The sequence below is a fragment of the Nocardia sp. NPDC005978 genome, assembly GCF_040614455.1.
GTDB lineage: Bacteria > Actinomycetota > Actinomycetes > Mycobacteriales > Mycobacteriaceae > Nocardia.
The window spans coordinates 1-13,024 of record NZ_JBEXUS010000031.1 but is presented as its reverse complement, the minus strand read 5'-3'; the positions used below and the strand labels follow the sequence as shown (position 1 = coordinate 13,024).

Annotated in this window: 10 protein-coding genes; 5 read left to right on the top strand and 5 right to left on the bottom strand. The window is 69.8% G+C overall.

Features of this window, described 5'->3' with window-relative positions; all coding sequences use genetic code 11:
- Window positions 1–31: 31 nt before the first annotated feature.
- Entirely contained in the window at window positions 32–277 is a 246-nt protein-coding gene (locus ABZ319_RS16470; RefSeq protein WP_354987245.1) for a hypothetical protein, read from the bottom strand.
- Window positions 278–364: 87 nt separating this feature from the next.
- On the opposite strand from ABZ319_RS16470, the gene ABZ319_RS16465 reads away from it, so the two are divergent.
- The 3 genes from ABZ319_RS16465 (at window position 365) to ABZ319_RS16455 (ending at window position 3,983) form a co-directional block, all read left to right on the top strand.
- Window positions 365–802, top strand: a complete 438-nt coding sequence (locus ABZ319_RS16465; protein WP_354987244.1) for a nitroreductase family deazaflavin-dependent oxidoreductase — start codon at window positions 365–367, stop codon at window positions 800–802.
- A gap of 172 nt (window positions 803–974) precedes the next feature.
- Window positions 975–2,339, top strand: a complete 1,365-nt coding sequence (gene ilvA / locus ABZ319_RS16460; RefSeq protein WP_354987243.1) for a threonine ammonia-lyase IlvA — start codon at window positions 975–977, stop codon at window positions 2,337–2,339.
- 261 nt (window positions 2,340–2,600) lie between these two features.
- Window positions 2,601–3,983 (top strand): DUF2235 domain-containing protein, encoded by a 1,383-nt coding sequence (locus ABZ319_RS16455; RefSeq protein WP_354987242.1) that lies wholly within the window; start codon window positions 2,601–2,603, stop codon window positions 3,981–3,983.
- A gap of 101 nt (window positions 3,984–4,084) precedes the next feature.
- Here the strand turns inward: ABZ319_RS16455 and treY are convergent, their stop codons facing one another.
- The 3 genes from treY to ABZ319_RS16440 all read right to left on the bottom strand — a co-directional run bounded on the left by treY (window position 4,085) and on the right by ABZ319_RS16440 (window position 10,074).
- Window positions 4,085–6,493, bottom strand: a complete 2,409-nt coding sequence (gene treY, locus ABZ319_RS16450) for a malto-oligosyltrehalose synthase (protein WP_354987241.1) — start codon at window positions 6,491–6,493, stop codon at window positions 4,085–4,087.
- Between the two features lie 11 nt (window positions 6,494–6,504).
- The gene (gene glgX, locus ABZ319_RS16445) at window positions 6,505–8,619 is read right to left on the bottom strand and encodes a glycogen debranching protein GlgX (RefSeq protein WP_354987240.1); all 2,115 of its coding nucleotides are present in this window, start codon (window positions 8,617–8,619) and stop codon (window positions 6,505–6,507) included.
- A gap of 300 nt (window positions 8,620–8,919) precedes the next feature.
- Window positions 8,920–10,074 carry a helix-turn-helix domain-containing GNAT family N-acetyltransferase gene (locus tag ABZ319_RS16440; RefSeq protein ID WP_354987239.1) on the bottom strand — a complete coding sequence of 385 codons (1,155 nt, stop codon included), beginning with the start codon at window positions 10,072–10,074 and terminating at the stop codon, window positions 8,920–8,922.
- Window positions 10,075–10,239: 165 nt separating this feature from the next.
- Here ABZ319_RS16440 and ABZ319_RS16435 point away from each other — a divergent pair, with 165 nt between their 5' ends.
- Entirely contained in the window at window positions 10,240–11,547 is a 1,308-nt protein-coding gene (locus tag ABZ319_RS16435) for an adenosylmethionine--8-amino-7-oxononanoate transaminase (RefSeq protein WP_354987300.1), read from the top strand.
- A 235-nt stretch (window positions 11,548–11,782) separates the two neighbouring features.
- On the opposite strand, the gene ABZ319_RS16430 is transcribed toward ABZ319_RS16435, so the two are convergent.
- A complete protein-coding gene (locus tag ABZ319_RS16430) occupies window positions 11,783–12,094 on the bottom strand; it encodes a hypothetical protein (protein WP_354987238.1) in 312 nt (103 codons plus the stop codon).
- Between the two features lie 86 nt (window positions 12,095–12,180).
- On the opposite strand from ABZ319_RS16430, the gene ABZ319_RS16425 reads away from it, so the two are divergent.
- Window positions 12,181–13,024, top strand: an 844-nt coding sequence (locus ABZ319_RS16425) for an 8-amino-7-oxononanoate synthase (RefSeq protein ID WP_354987237.1), incomplete at its 3' end; no start/stop codon positions are given.

The following is a 13,024-nucleotide window of genomic DNA, read 5'->3' as shown; positions in this document are numbered from 1 at the left end:
TTCAGTTAACGCCGGGTGTCGGAGGGGCGGATCACCCTCGATGGGGCTTGTGATTCGCGGGCCGGACGGCGCCGGCGATCCAGCGCAGTGCCGCAACGGTCGCGCCCGCCAGCACGGCGGTCTGCGCGGCGCCGGTGATGAGCAGTAGCAGCAGGGCCACGCCCAGGCCGAGGCCCAGGGCCTCTAGCTTGAAGACCGGCCACGCCGAGCCCGCGATGCCCACGGTCGCGCCGTGCGCACGGGTGCGGGTGTCTCGAATCGGGTGAACCACTGCCATCTCTTCAGGGTATCGAAGAAGAAAAGTTCGGTCCAGCGAACTTTTCTGTCGGGAACAACACAGCGAACGAGTTCGTTGGCATCTTTCATGCCACTCACAGGAGAGTACGAACCGAGTCCGACCGCCTGGGCGCGCGAACAGGCCGAACGGTACGAGGAATCGAACGGCGCCAAGGGTGCGACCATGCAGGGCAAGCCCGTCGTCCTGCTCACCACCCGCGGCGCGAAATCCGGCAAACTCCGCAAGACGCCGCTGATGCGGGTGGAACACGACGGCGAATACGCGGTCGTGGCCTCCCTGGGCGGCGCTCCCAAACATCCCGTCTGGTACTGGAACATCAAGGCCGACCCGCACGTCGACCTGCGGGACGGCGCGGTGGTCAAGGACTACACCGCCCGCGAGGTGACCGGCGCCGAGCGCGAGCAATGGTGGAAGCGCGCGGCGGAGGTGTGGCCGGACTATGACAACTACACCAAGAAGACCGACCGCGTGATTCCGGTTTTCGTGCTCACTCCCCGCGACTGACCTCGCCGGATTCGGTAGTCGACCGGCCCGCGCGTCACCATCGTGGCGCGCGGGCACCATCGTGTGCACGCGCGCGGGCAGCATCGTGGGCCCGGGCGGCGAGTTCACGATCACGCGTTCGGGATCGTGCGTTCGCCGGTCGCCGCGATGCCGCCCGGCCCGGCTCAGTACCATGTGTCGGGTGTCGGATCCGCTCGCAGTAGCAGAGAAAGTGCCCAGTTCCGTGCCCGAGTTGAGCGCGGACGAGATCGATGCCGCCGCGAAGCGAATTTCCGACATTATCGAGCCGACACCGCTGCAGCGAATCGCGCGGCTGTCGGCGAGCACGGGCGCCGAGGTCTACCTCAAGCGGGAAGACCTCACCGCCGTGCGCTCGTACAAGCTGCGTGGCGCGTACAACCTCATCGTTCAGCTCACCGCCACCGAACGCGCCGCCGGCGTGGTCGCCGCCAGCGCCGGAAACCACGCCCAGGGCGTGGCTTTCGCGTGCAACGCGATGGGCATCACCGGCCGCATCTACGTCCCCACGACCACCCCCAAGCAGAAGCGCGATCGCATCCGCGTGCACGGCGGCGATTACGTCCAGCTCATCGCGGTCGGCGACACCTACGACGCCGCCGCGGCCGCGGCCGTCGAGGACGTCGCGCGCACCGGCGCGACCATGGTCCCGCCCTTCGACGATCCGCGCACCGCGGCCGGGCAGGGCACCATCGCAGCGGAGATCCTGGAACAGCTCGACCGCGCCCCCGACCTGGTGATCGTGCCGGTGGGCGGCGGCGGTTGCCTGGCCGGTGTCAGCACCTATCTGCGGGAACGCTCGCCGCGGACCGCGATTCTGGGGGTCGAGCCCGCGGGTGCGGCCTCGATGACCGCGGCCATGGTCGCGGGCGGTCCGGTCACCCTGCCCGAGATCGATCCGTTCGTGGACGGCGCGGCCGTGCGCCGGATCGGCGCGGTGCCCTACACCGCGGTGGCCCGGCTGGGCGGGCAGGCTCGCTCGCACGCCTCGCTGCCGTTGCTCACCACGACCGAATCCGTCGGCGGCGCAGGCGCTTTCCGCATGATGACGATCGACGAGGGCGCGATCTGCACCACCATGCTCGAGCTGTACCAGAACGAGGGCATCGTCGCCGAGCCGGCGGGCGCGCTGGCCGCCGCGGCGCTGCGTGAGATCGATCTGGCCCCGGACTCCACCGTGGTGTGCCTGCTCTCGGGCGGCAACAACGATGTCTCGCGCTACGGCGAGGTCATCGAACGCTCCCTCGTGCACCGCGGCCTGAAGCACTACTTCCTGGTGGACTTCCCGCAGGAGCCCGGCGCGCTGCGCCGCTTCCTCGACGAGGTGCTGGGCCCGGACGACGACATCACCCTGTTCGAGTACGTCAAGCGCAACAACCGGGAAACCGGCGCCGCCCTGGTCGGCATCGAACTGGGCACGCCGGACGGGCTCGAGCCGCTGCAGAAGCGGATGGACGAATCCCCGATTCGCGGCGATCGCCTCGAACCCGGTTCACCCGCGTACCGCTACCTCACCTGAGTCGCGCCGTCCCGCCCCGGATTCCGGGGCGGGACGGACATTTTCGCCGACTCTCCGCATCGACGGCGCGTTTGCCGTTCCCGCCGCCGAGCCGCGCACGGTGGGATATTCTCGTGCGCCGACGGTGCTTTTGCCGCATGCTGTCAGGGGGATTGCGCGGTTTTCCCGGGGGACGGGCTAACGCCCGCGGGGATTCTCCCCGATGAGTCGAGTAGTCGACTACGCGTGTGGGACGACTATCCAGGGGTGGAGGATCGGTTCATGAAAAGGCTTGTGGTGTGTTGCGACGGCACCTGGAAGGCCGAGTCCAGCAGCACGGTATCGAACATCGTGAAGATCGCGCAGACGGTATGCCTGACCGGCACCGACGGCGCCGGTGAGCCTGTGGGGCAACGGGTTTACTACATTTCCGGGCCCGGGGCCCGGGGCTTCGCCTCCGATCGGCTGCTGGGCGGGGCATTCGGCCTGGGGCTGGAAGCCAATCTGTCCGCCGCCTACTGGCAACTCGCCCTGAATTGGGAACCGGGCGATGAGATCTTCATCTTCGGTTTCAGTCGCGGCGCCTATACCGCACGCAGTCTGGCCGGCATGATTCATCGCCTCGGTATTCTCACCTATGCCGCCATGATCGCTGGGAAATATCCGGAGGCGCTGCGGATCTATCAGCAGCGCAAAGCGAATCCGATGGACGCGGACCCGCCGGAATGGGCCGAATTCCGCCGCGCGCACTGCTATCCGGATCCGGTGAAAATCAACTTCCTCGGCGTTTTCGACACCGTCGGCGCGATGGGTATTCCGGGAATCACCGCCTGGCGGCATCGATTCCACGATGTGCGGCTCTCCAGCAGCGTGCACTGCGCGCGCCAGGCGCTCGCCCTGGACGAGCGCCGCCGCTCCTTCGAGCCGTGCCTGTGGGAGGTGCCGGTCGAACTGGCCGAGAAGTACCGGCGCACCGATCGGGTCAAGCAGGTCTGGTTCGAGGGCGTGCACTCCGACATCGGCGGCGGCTATCCCGAATGCGCGCTCTCGGACATCACCCTGCGCTGGATGATCGCCGAGGCCGCGGCCGAGGGCCTGGCCTTCGACCAATCCCGGCTGGCCACGCTGCTGGCCAACTGCGCGGGCAAGCCCGAGCACGAACGGCTGCACGACTCGCTCTCGATCGGCTTCCGGGTCCTGAATTTCCTTCGACTGCTGCGCAATCCGCGCAGTCCGCGCTTCTTCTGGGACTCCTGGCGCCGGGTGCTGGCGGCCACCGATCAGGACAGCTACCTGGCGTCGGCGGCGCACACCACGGCCGAGTACCGGCCGCTGAATCTGCGGCGCTGGCGCGCCGGGCTGGCGGGGGAGGTGCCCGCCGACCTCATCGAGCCCACCGACTTCGGGCCGTTCACCGCCCCGGCCACCGGGACCGCGGTGCACCCGATCTTCGTCGGCGCGACCGCGCGGGTACACGCGCCGGATGCGGTACCGGGGGTGCCCGCGCCGGATGCGTACGCGGTGGAATGGGCGTCTCCGGCGGTGCGCGCGGTGGCAGGAACCGTCGCGTCGGGGCACTCGGTGGGTGCGTCCGTATCGGTACAGGAACCGAATGCCCTTGTACCGCAACGAGATTGCTCGGGCGACGACGAATCCGTCGCTTAGTCGCTGTCGGTCCTGCACCCGGAACCGGTCGACCGGAACCGCGTGCGCTGGAACTCTGTGCGCGGAGCTGAACGCGGTGCGCCGGAACCCGGCGCGCGGGCTCAGCGCACCAGCAGCGCGACCGGCAGCCGGGCGAAGAGCTTCTCCAGCCGCGAACGCCCGGAGAAGGTGTGCCCGGTGAGCCGGTCGGTCCAATGCCCCTGTGGCAGATCCAGGACCGTGTCGGCCCAGCCGCCCGCCTCGTCCAGGCGAATGCTGTGCCTCGTGACCGCCACGATGACCTCGGGGGTCTCACCGCGCCGCCCGCGCGCGTAGGCGAGCAGATTGCCGGCGTGATCCCCCGAGGCGAACAGCGGGGTATAGGTGCCGCCGACGAAGCAGTCCGGCCGTTCCCGCCGCAGCCACAGCGCGTACGCCACGATCCACATCTTCACCGCGCCCGACGGATCCAGATCCGGTGTGCCGGTGAGCGATTGCAGTAGCAGCGAGCGGTGGGTGAAGTCCACCGGTCGGCGGTTGTCGGGATCGACGAGCGAGTCCTCCCACAGCTCGCAACCCTGGTAGATGTCGGGAATGCCCGGGGCGCACAGCTGCAGCAGTTTCTGCGAGAGCGAATTCGTCCAGGCGTGCAGCGCCAGATCGGTCACCAGCTCGCCCAGCTCCGGCCCGACCGGTCCGTCGATGATCTGATCGATCCAGCGGTGCACGGCGTTCTCGAACTCGACATCGGGTTCTTCCCAGGACGATCGGGTCCCGGCCTCGCGAACGGCCTTCTCCGCGAACTGATGCAGCCGCTCCCGGAATCCGGGGACCGCGGCGGCCGGTCTGCCGTCGGACGGCCAGGCCCCGAACATGTTCTGCAGCAGGAACAGTGTGGTCGCGCCGTCGGGCCCGGGTGCGATCTCGTTCCACGCGCCCACCGCGCGCGCCCAGATGTCGGGCACCTGCGAGAGCATTCCGATCCGCGCGCGGGCGTCCTCGCCGCGTTTGGTGTCGTGGGTGGACAGCGTCGTCATGGTCGCGGGCCAGCGGGCCGCGCGCTCGGCCATGGACAGGTGGAATTCGATGGGGGAGTCGCCGAACCGGGTGGGGTCCGCGCCCATCTCCTGCAGGGACACCAGGCGCGCGGCCCGGTAGAACATGGTGTCCTCCACGGCCTTCGCGGTGATCGCGCCGCCGACCTGGTGGAACCGGGTGGCGGCTTCGGCGTTGACCGCGAGCGCGGTGGCCAGCACCTGCAGCGGCGCGGTCAATTCGGCGTTGCGCCGGATCACCTCGGTGATGACCGCGCTGACCCGCCCGGCCAGCGGCGTGTAGTCGGTGCGGTACACCGGCATGTGCGAGAGCACCTCGATGGTGGCGTTGATCAGTGCCATGGTGTCGAAGGCGTCCGCGCGCGCGTCGCGTTTGACCGCGGCGACCAGCCGCCGCACCTCGGGCACCAGCATGGTCTCGGCGACCGCGCGCTTGATGCGATGCTCGTTCTCGGTGAACCAGGCCTTGTCGCTGCCGTGCCCGGTGAAGGTGCGGGACAGGTCGGTGAGGATCTTCTCCCCGTCCGGATCGATGAGCACGCCGCCGATGTCGGCGAGGGTGTCGTACCCGGTGGTGCCGTCCACCGCCAGCGCGCCGTCCAGGGTTTCGCCCGGGGCGAGGACCTTCTCCACCAGCAGCAGGCGATGGGGTCCGACGAGCTTGCGGAGTTTGGCCAGATACTCGGCGGGCCGGGCCAGCCCATCGGGATGGTCCACGCGCACGCCGTCGATCAGGTCGTGTTCGCACCAGGCCGCCAGCTCACGATGGGTGGCGTCGAAGACCTCGGGGTTCTCCTGCCGGATGGCGGCCAGCCCGCCGACGGTGAAGTAGCGCCGGTATCCGCACAGCCCGGATTTCCAGTTGACCAGGCGATAGTGCTGCTTGTCGTGGATGCGCAGCGCGTTCTCGCCGTCGGTGCCGGGCGCGATGGGAAAGCGCATGTCGTGCAGCGCGAGCATGGGTTCGAGCCCGCCGCGATCGACCGAGAGCGCCGCCGGATCGTTCTCGTTGGCCAGCACCGGCAGCGCGATTCGCCCGCCCGCGCCGTTGGCCGGGCTCCAGTCGATGTCGAACCAGTGCGCGTACTTGGAGTCGCGCCCGTGCTGCAGCACGTCCCACCACCAGGCGTTCTGCCGCGGATCGGTGACGCTCACGTGATTGGGCACCACGTCCACGATCAGGCCCATGCCGCGCCCGCGCACCTCGTCCGAGAGGGCCTTGAACCCGGTCGGACCGCCCAGCGCCGCGGCGACCGTGGTCGGTTCGGTGATGTCGTAGCCGTGGGTGGAACCGCGCGCGGCGGTCATCACCGGTGACAGGTACAGGTGCGAAATGCCCAGCTGCTGCAGGTATTCGGCGATGGCGCGGGCATCGGCGAAGCTCAGCGTGTCGGGTCGCAGTTGCAGCCGGTAGGTGCTGCGGACGGGCGAGGGCCGGGCGATGGGGCCGGTGCGGTGTTCGGGCGTGCTGGTCATGTCGTGTTCGATCATGCCGTACGGCGCAGCACGAGCAGACAGCGTGCGGGCACTTGCAGCGCCCCGGCGGCGGTGAGCGGGAGGTCGGCGGCGGGCCGCCCGGTGGGGGTGGAGCAGTCCAGCTCCACCGACCAGGTGCGGGCGTGATCGGCGTCGGGCAGGGTGAACTCCAGGGCGGCGTCGTGGGCGTTGAAGCAGAGCAGGAACGAATCGTCGGTGATGCGCTCACCGCGCGGGCCGGGCTCGCGGATGCCGTCGCCGTTGAGGAAGACCGCCAGCGAGCGGCCGAAACCGGTCTCCCAGTCGACGTCGGTCATCTCCGCCCCGGACGGGGTGAACCAGGCGATGTCATCGGGATGATCGTGTTCGGGCGCGGGTCTGCCGTCGAAGAACCGCCGTCTGCGGAACACCGGATGCCCGGCGCGCACCGCGACCGCGCGCCGGGTGAATTCGAGTAGATCGGCGTTGGAGTCCATGAGCGACCAGTCCATCCACGACAGCGGTGAATCCTGACAGTAGGCATTGTTGTTGCCGTGCTGGGTGCGGCCGAGTTCGTCGCCGTACAGCAGCATCGGGGTGCCCTGGGAGAGCAGCAGGGTGGCGAGCAGATTACGGGATTGCCGTGCGCGCAGTGCCAGAATATCCGGATCGTCGGTGGGTCCCTCCACCCCGCAGTTCCAGGAGCGGTTGTAGGTCTCGCCGTCGTGGTTGCCCTCGCCGTTGGCGTGATTGTGTTTCTCGTTGTAGGACACCAGATCCGCGAGGGTGAAGCCGTCGTGCGCGGTGACGAAGTTGATGCTCGCGCTGGGGCGGCGGCCGGTGGCCTCGTACAGATCCGAGGAGCCGGTGAGCCGAGAAGCGAACTCGCCCAGTGTCGCCGGTTGCCCGCGCCAGTAATCCCGCACGGTGTCACGGTATTTGCCGTTCCACTCGGTCCAGGCCGCCGGGAAATTGCCGACCTGGTAGCCGCCCTCGCCCACGTCCCAGGGCTCGGCTATCAGCTTGACCTGACTCACCACCGGGTCCTGGTGCACGAGGTCGAAGAAGGTGGCCAGGCGGTCGACGTCGTGCAGTTCCCGGGCCAGGGCGGCGGCCAGATCGAAGCGGAAGCCGTCCACGTGCATCTCGAGCACCCAGTAGCGCAGGGAGTCCATGATCAGCTGCAGGGTGTGCGGGTGCCGGACGTTGAGGCTGTTCCCGGTGCCGGTGTAGTCCATGTAGTGCTGCGGATCGTTTTCCACCAGGCGGTAGTAGGCGGCGTTGTCGATGCCGCGGAAGCCCAGGGTGGGGCCGAATTCGTTGCCCTCGGCGGTGTGGTTGTAGACCACGTCGAGGATCACCTCGATGCCCGCTGCGTGCAGGGCCCGCACCATCGCCTTGAATTCGGTGACCGCCGCGCCCGGCGCGGTGCCGGCGGCGTATTCCGCGTGCGGGGCGAAGTAGCCGAAACTGTTGTAGCCCCAGTAGTTTCGCAGTCCGCGATCGAGCAGCAGGCGGTCGTGCAGGAACTGGTGCACCGGCATCAGCTCGACCGCGGTCACGCCCAGGCGGACGAGATGGCCGATGATCGCCGGATGCGCCATGCCCGCGAAGGTGCCGCGCAGGGCCGGGGGTACCGCGGGATGGGTGTAGGTCATGCCCTTGACGTGGGCCTCGTAGATGACCGTCTCGTGATACCCGCGCTGCGGGGCGCGATCGTGCTGCCAGTCGAAGAACGGGTTGATGACCACGCCGGTCATGGTGTGGCCCAGCGTGTTCTGGCCGTAGTTGTAGGGGGCGACGTCGGCCCCGAAGTCACCCTCGAACGCCTTGCCGTAGGGATCCAGCAGCAGTTTGCTCGGGTCGCAGCGCAGCCCGCGGGCGGGATCGTAGGGGCCGTGCACGCGGAACCCGTAGCGCTGACCCGGCCCGATCCCGGGCAGATAGGCGTGCCAGACGTAGCCGTCCACCTCGTCCAGCGGCACCCGCGTTTCCCCGTCCGCGCCGATCAGGCACAGCTCCACCCGGGTCGCGACCTCCGAGAACAGCGAGAAGTTGGTGCCCGCGCCGTCATAGGTGGCGCCGAGGGGATAGGCGGTCCCCGGCCAGACACCTAGCGGTGCCGAATCGGTGGTCGCGGGAGCCATGCCCAGACCCTATCGGTCCGTAGCGGGCGCTCGGTCGGCTGCCCTCCGGGGGCGGGGCAGATGATCGCCCGGTCGCGTGGACGGTGCCGGCGCAGGGGGTTCGGGCCGGCGCGGGTGGGCCGCGACCACGGCACACTCCCGAACGGGAGCCGTGCGGATTCCCCCGCGGGCGGGCCCGGGCGACCCGCGGATCGTGCGCGGGCGGGTACGGCCGGGACGCGGTGGGCCGGACCGCGTACGCGGTGGCCCGGTCTCGGCCACCGGCGCGGCGGTCGGTGAGAAGCGGTCGGCGGGAGGCGGTCAGCGGGAGGCGGGCGGACCCGTGAGCGGGCGGCACAACCGCTGGCCGAGGAGGTTGTGGCCGAACAGGAACTGCGGGTCTTCCTGGACCAGGTGGAATCCCGCGCGGTCGTAGATGCGGCGGGCGGCGGTCTGGGCGTTGGTCGTCCAGAGGGCGAGTTCGCGGTAGCCGGCCGCGGTGGCGAAGTCGATGCAGGCGTTCACCAGGGTGCTGCCGATGCCCAGGCCGCGGGCGGTGGGCTCCACCAGCAGCACGCGCAGGCGGGCGGTGTCGGGGCTCTCCTGCATGCAGTAGACCGCACCGACCGGGGCGCCGCGGTGTTCGGCGATCCAGGCGCGTTCGCGGTGCGGCTCATGGCAATTGAGGAAATCGGCGACGATGCGGGCGACCAGGGCCTCGTACTCCCGACTCCAGCCGAATTCGCGGGCGTACACCGCGCCGTTGCGCTGGATGACCCAGCCGTGGTCGCCGGGACCGGGATCGCGCAGGGTGACGGCGGATTCGGGCCGGGCGGTCGCGGACGGCGGGCCGGACGTGGCCGCCGCGTCGGACGGGGTGACCGGTGCGCCGGACCGAGCGGTGACCGGCGCGGCGTTCCGGTCGCCGGGGGTGGAGGATCCGGCGGCGACCGTGTCCGCGCGACCGGATGGTGGCGTGCCGCCCGGGTTTTCGCCGTCCAGAATGGCCTCGATGACGGCCATGGCCTCGACCAGCCGGTCGCGGACGGCGGGGGAGTGCGGGTGCAGTAGTTCGCCGATGTCCTGCTGGGAGCGCTTGTCCAATTCGGTGAAGACCGCGCGGCCGGTGTCGGTGAGCTCCACGACCTGGCGGCGGGCGTCGACGTCCGAGCGTTTGCGCGCGATCAGGTCCTTGGCCTGGAAGCGGGTGAGGATGCGGCTCAGGTACCCCGCGTCCAGGTCCAGGACGCGGCGCAGATCCACCACCTCGGCGGCCCCGAAGGTGGCCAGCTCGAACAGTATCCGGGCCTCGGTGAGGGAGAAGTCGGTGCCGAGCACGCCGTGCCGCAGCGCCCCGACGACGCGGGTGTAGCTGCGGTTGAAGGCGCGGACCGCGGCGATGTGCTCGGCGGCGACATCGGGATCGGCGGCGGGGTGACAGGCCCCGGTGTAGGAGCTTCCGGTATCCGACGCCATGGCGACCCCCGTTCATTGACTTGGTCAAACGGTACGGGACAGTGCCCGGTCAGCGGCCGGATTCGCCGGACTTCGCACCACCTCGTGGTAACTTGAACGCCGTTCAAGCCTGCCGCCGGGGACCGGCGCGGGCGTGCCGCCTTGCGAAGGAGTGCCGTGGCCGCGATTCCCGAGACCCAGGTCCGCGCCGCTGCCGCCGCCGCGGGCGCGCTGTCCGCCGCCGAGCTCACCGCGCTGGACGCGGCACACGTGTGGCATCCCTACGGCGGATTTCCGGCAACGACCGAACCGCTCGTGGTCGCCTCGGCCGCCGGCACCCGGCTCACCCTCGCGGACGGCCGCGAACTGGTGGACGGCATGAGTTCGTGGTGGGCGGCCATCCACGGGTACCGGCACCCGGTGCTGGACGCCGCGCTGCTCGCGCAGTCCCAGCGGATGAGTCACGTGATGTTCGGCGGGCTCACCCACGAACCGGCCGTGCGGCTCTCGCGTCTGCTGATCGAGCTCACCCCCGGCGGCCTGGACAAGGTCTTCCTCTGCGACTCCGGGTCGGTGTCGGTGGAGGTCGCGGTGAAGATGTGCCTGCAATATCAACGCGCACTGGGCCGTCCGGGCAAGCGCCGCCTGCTCACCTGGCGCGGCGGCTATCACGGCGACACCTTCACCCCCATGAGCGTGTGCGATCCCGAGGGCGGCATGCACTCGCTCTGGACCGACGTCATGGCCGAGCAGATCTTCGCCCCCGCGCCGCCCGCGGACTACGACCCGGCCTACGCCGCCGAGCTCGAACGCCTGATCACCACGCACGCGAGCGAACTCGCGGCCGTGATCGTGGAACCGGTGGTGCAGGGCGCGGGCGGCATGCGCTTCCACGACCCGCGCTACCTGGCGGACCTGCGCCGGATCTGTGACGCCGCCGGCGTGCTGCTGGTCTTCGACGAGATCGCCACCGGATTCGGCCGCACCGGAAAGCTTTTCGCCGCCGACCACGCCGGGGTCACCCCCGACGTCATGTGCGTGGGCAAGGCCCTGACCGGCGGCTACCTGACCCTGGCCGCCGCCCTGTGCACCACCGGGATCGCAGAGACCATCAGCCGCTCGCACGGCGGGCTCATGCACGGGCCGACCTTCATGGGCAATCCGCTGGCCTGCGCGGTGGCCGTGGCGTCCCTGGAACTGCTGCTCGCGCGCGACTGGCAGGGCGAGGTCGCGATGATCGAATCCGCTTTGCGCACCGGCCTTTCCGAGGCGGCAGCCCTCCCCGCGGTCGCCGACGTTCGCATCAAGGGCGCGATCGGCGTCGTGGAACTGCACCACCCGGTGGACATGCGCAAGGCGACGGCGGCTGCCGTCGACGCGGGCGTCTGGCTCCGCCCCTTCCGCAACCTGATCTACACGATGCCCCCGTTCATCAGCACCCCCGACGACGTGGCCCGGATCACCGCGGGCATCCTCGCCGCCGCGTCCGCCTGACCCGGCCGCGGCCCGGATGCGTTGCGGGCCGGTCGATTCGGTCGCTGTGGAGGCCGGGGTAGGGATCGAATGCGACCGGTCGGCACTGTCGTGGTCGCCGATCACCGCGTCCGGCGTCCGGATGTGCTGTCCCGCAGTGTATTTGCGGGTGGCCCGACTGTTTCCGGGCACGGCGGCATCGCGGGGGGTGGGCTCGGCCGCGGCCCTTACGCGGCCGAGAGGTGCGAGCGTGCGCTCAGCGGCTGGCGCGTTTCTCGCGGTTCCGTTCGGGATTCTCACTGTCCGACAGCACTTCCCACACGCGGAAGACGCAGTGGAATTCGTCGGACCAGCCCCGGGCGATCAGCATGTAGGTGTCGCCGTCGCGCAGGATCGTGCGCCGGCTGATCAACTTCGGATGATCGGGGATGAATTTCGAGACGAGATCGGGGACCTTGGCGAGTGCTTGTTCGCGGGTGCCCACCACTTCGCCGAGGATCTTCGGGGACCAATTCTTGGACTCGCCGAATCCGGTCGTCTGCTCGACCACTATTGCCCATCGTGGCATCGCGCAGCCTCCTTAGGGCCTCCAGCATAGCGCCGTCGTGCACCCGAGCATGCGTCCTGAACGGTGTTCAAGTATGCTGCGGAGCTGTGAGTGCCGATCCCTTGAGATGGTTGGACGAGCGCGCGGCCGAGCGGGTGGACGCCGGACTGCGCCGGGAGCTGCGCGCGCGTGCCCCCGAATCGCCGAGCATCGATCTAGCCTCGAACGACTATCTCGGGCTGGTGCACCACCCGGAGGTGGTGGCCGGCGCCATCGAGTCGGTGCGGCGCTGGGGCACCGGTTCGACCGGATCGCGGCTGGTGACCGGCACGACCGCCGAACACGAACTGCTCGAGGCCGAACTGGCCGAATTCACCGGCGCCGAGACCGGTTTGGTCTTCGCCTCCGGCTACGCCGCCAACCTCGGCGCGGTGACCGCGCTGGCCGGGCGCGGCGCGCTGGTGGTCTCGGACGCGGGCAGTCACGCCTCGCTCGTGGACGCCTGCCGGCTGTCCCGCTCGCGGGTGGAGATCGCCCCGCACCGCGACGTGGTCACCATCGACCGCCTGCTCGCGGACCGCACCGAGGAACGCGCCCTGGTGCTCACCGATTCGGTCTTCAGCGCCGACGGCGATCTGGCCCCGCTGGCCGAGCTGCACCGGGTGACCCGGGCCAACGGCGCGATCCTGATCGTGGACGAGGCGCACGGTCTCGGCGTGCGCGGCGACGGCGGGCGCGGGCTGGTGCACGAGTGCGGCCTGGCCGGGGAACCGGATCTGATCATCACCGCGACCCTGTCCAAAGCCTTTGCGGCACAGGGCGGTGTGGTGCTGGCGGCCGAGCGCGTGCGCGCGCACCTCATCGACACCGCCCGCACCTTCATCTTCGACACCGGCCTGGCCCCGGCCGCCGTCGGCGCGGCCCGCGCGCAGATAGGAATAGCAAACGACA

What these genes read in the sequence shown, in the direction of transcription:
- treY (WP_354987241.1), bottom strand. Translation starts at nt 6,493, where the DNA reads ATGACCAGCACGCCCGAACACCGCACCGGCCCCATCGCCCGGCCCTCG.
- ilvA (WP_354987243.1), top strand. Translation starts at nt 975, where the DNA reads ATGTGTCGGGTGTCGGATCCGCTCGCAGTAGCAGAGAAAGTGCCCAGT.
- ABZ319_RS16430 (WP_354987238.1), bottom strand. Translation starts at nt 12,094, where the DNA reads ATGCCACGATGGGCAATAGTGGTCGAGCAGACGACCGGATTCGGCGAG.
- ABZ319_RS16465 (WP_354987244.1), top strand. Translation starts at nt 365, where the DNA reads ATGCCACTCACAGGAGAGTACGAACCGAGTCCGACCGCCTGGGCGCGC.
- ABZ319_RS16455 (WP_354987242.1), top strand. Translation starts at nt 2,601, where the DNA reads ATGAAAAGGCTTGTGGTGTGTTGCGACGGCACCTGGAAGGCCGAGTCC.
- ABZ319_RS16440 (WP_354987239.1), bottom strand. Translation starts at nt 10,074, where the DNA reads ATGGCGTCGGATACCGGAAGCTCCTACACCGGGGCCTGTCACCCCGCC.
- glgX (WP_354987240.1), bottom strand. Translation starts at nt 8,619, where the DNA reads ATGGCTCCCGCGACCACCGATTCGGCACCGCTAGGTGTCTGGCCGGGG.
- ABZ319_RS16470 (WP_354987245.1), bottom strand. Translation starts at nt 277, where the DNA reads ATGGCAGTGGTTCACCCGATTCGAGACACCCGCACCCGTGCGCACGGC.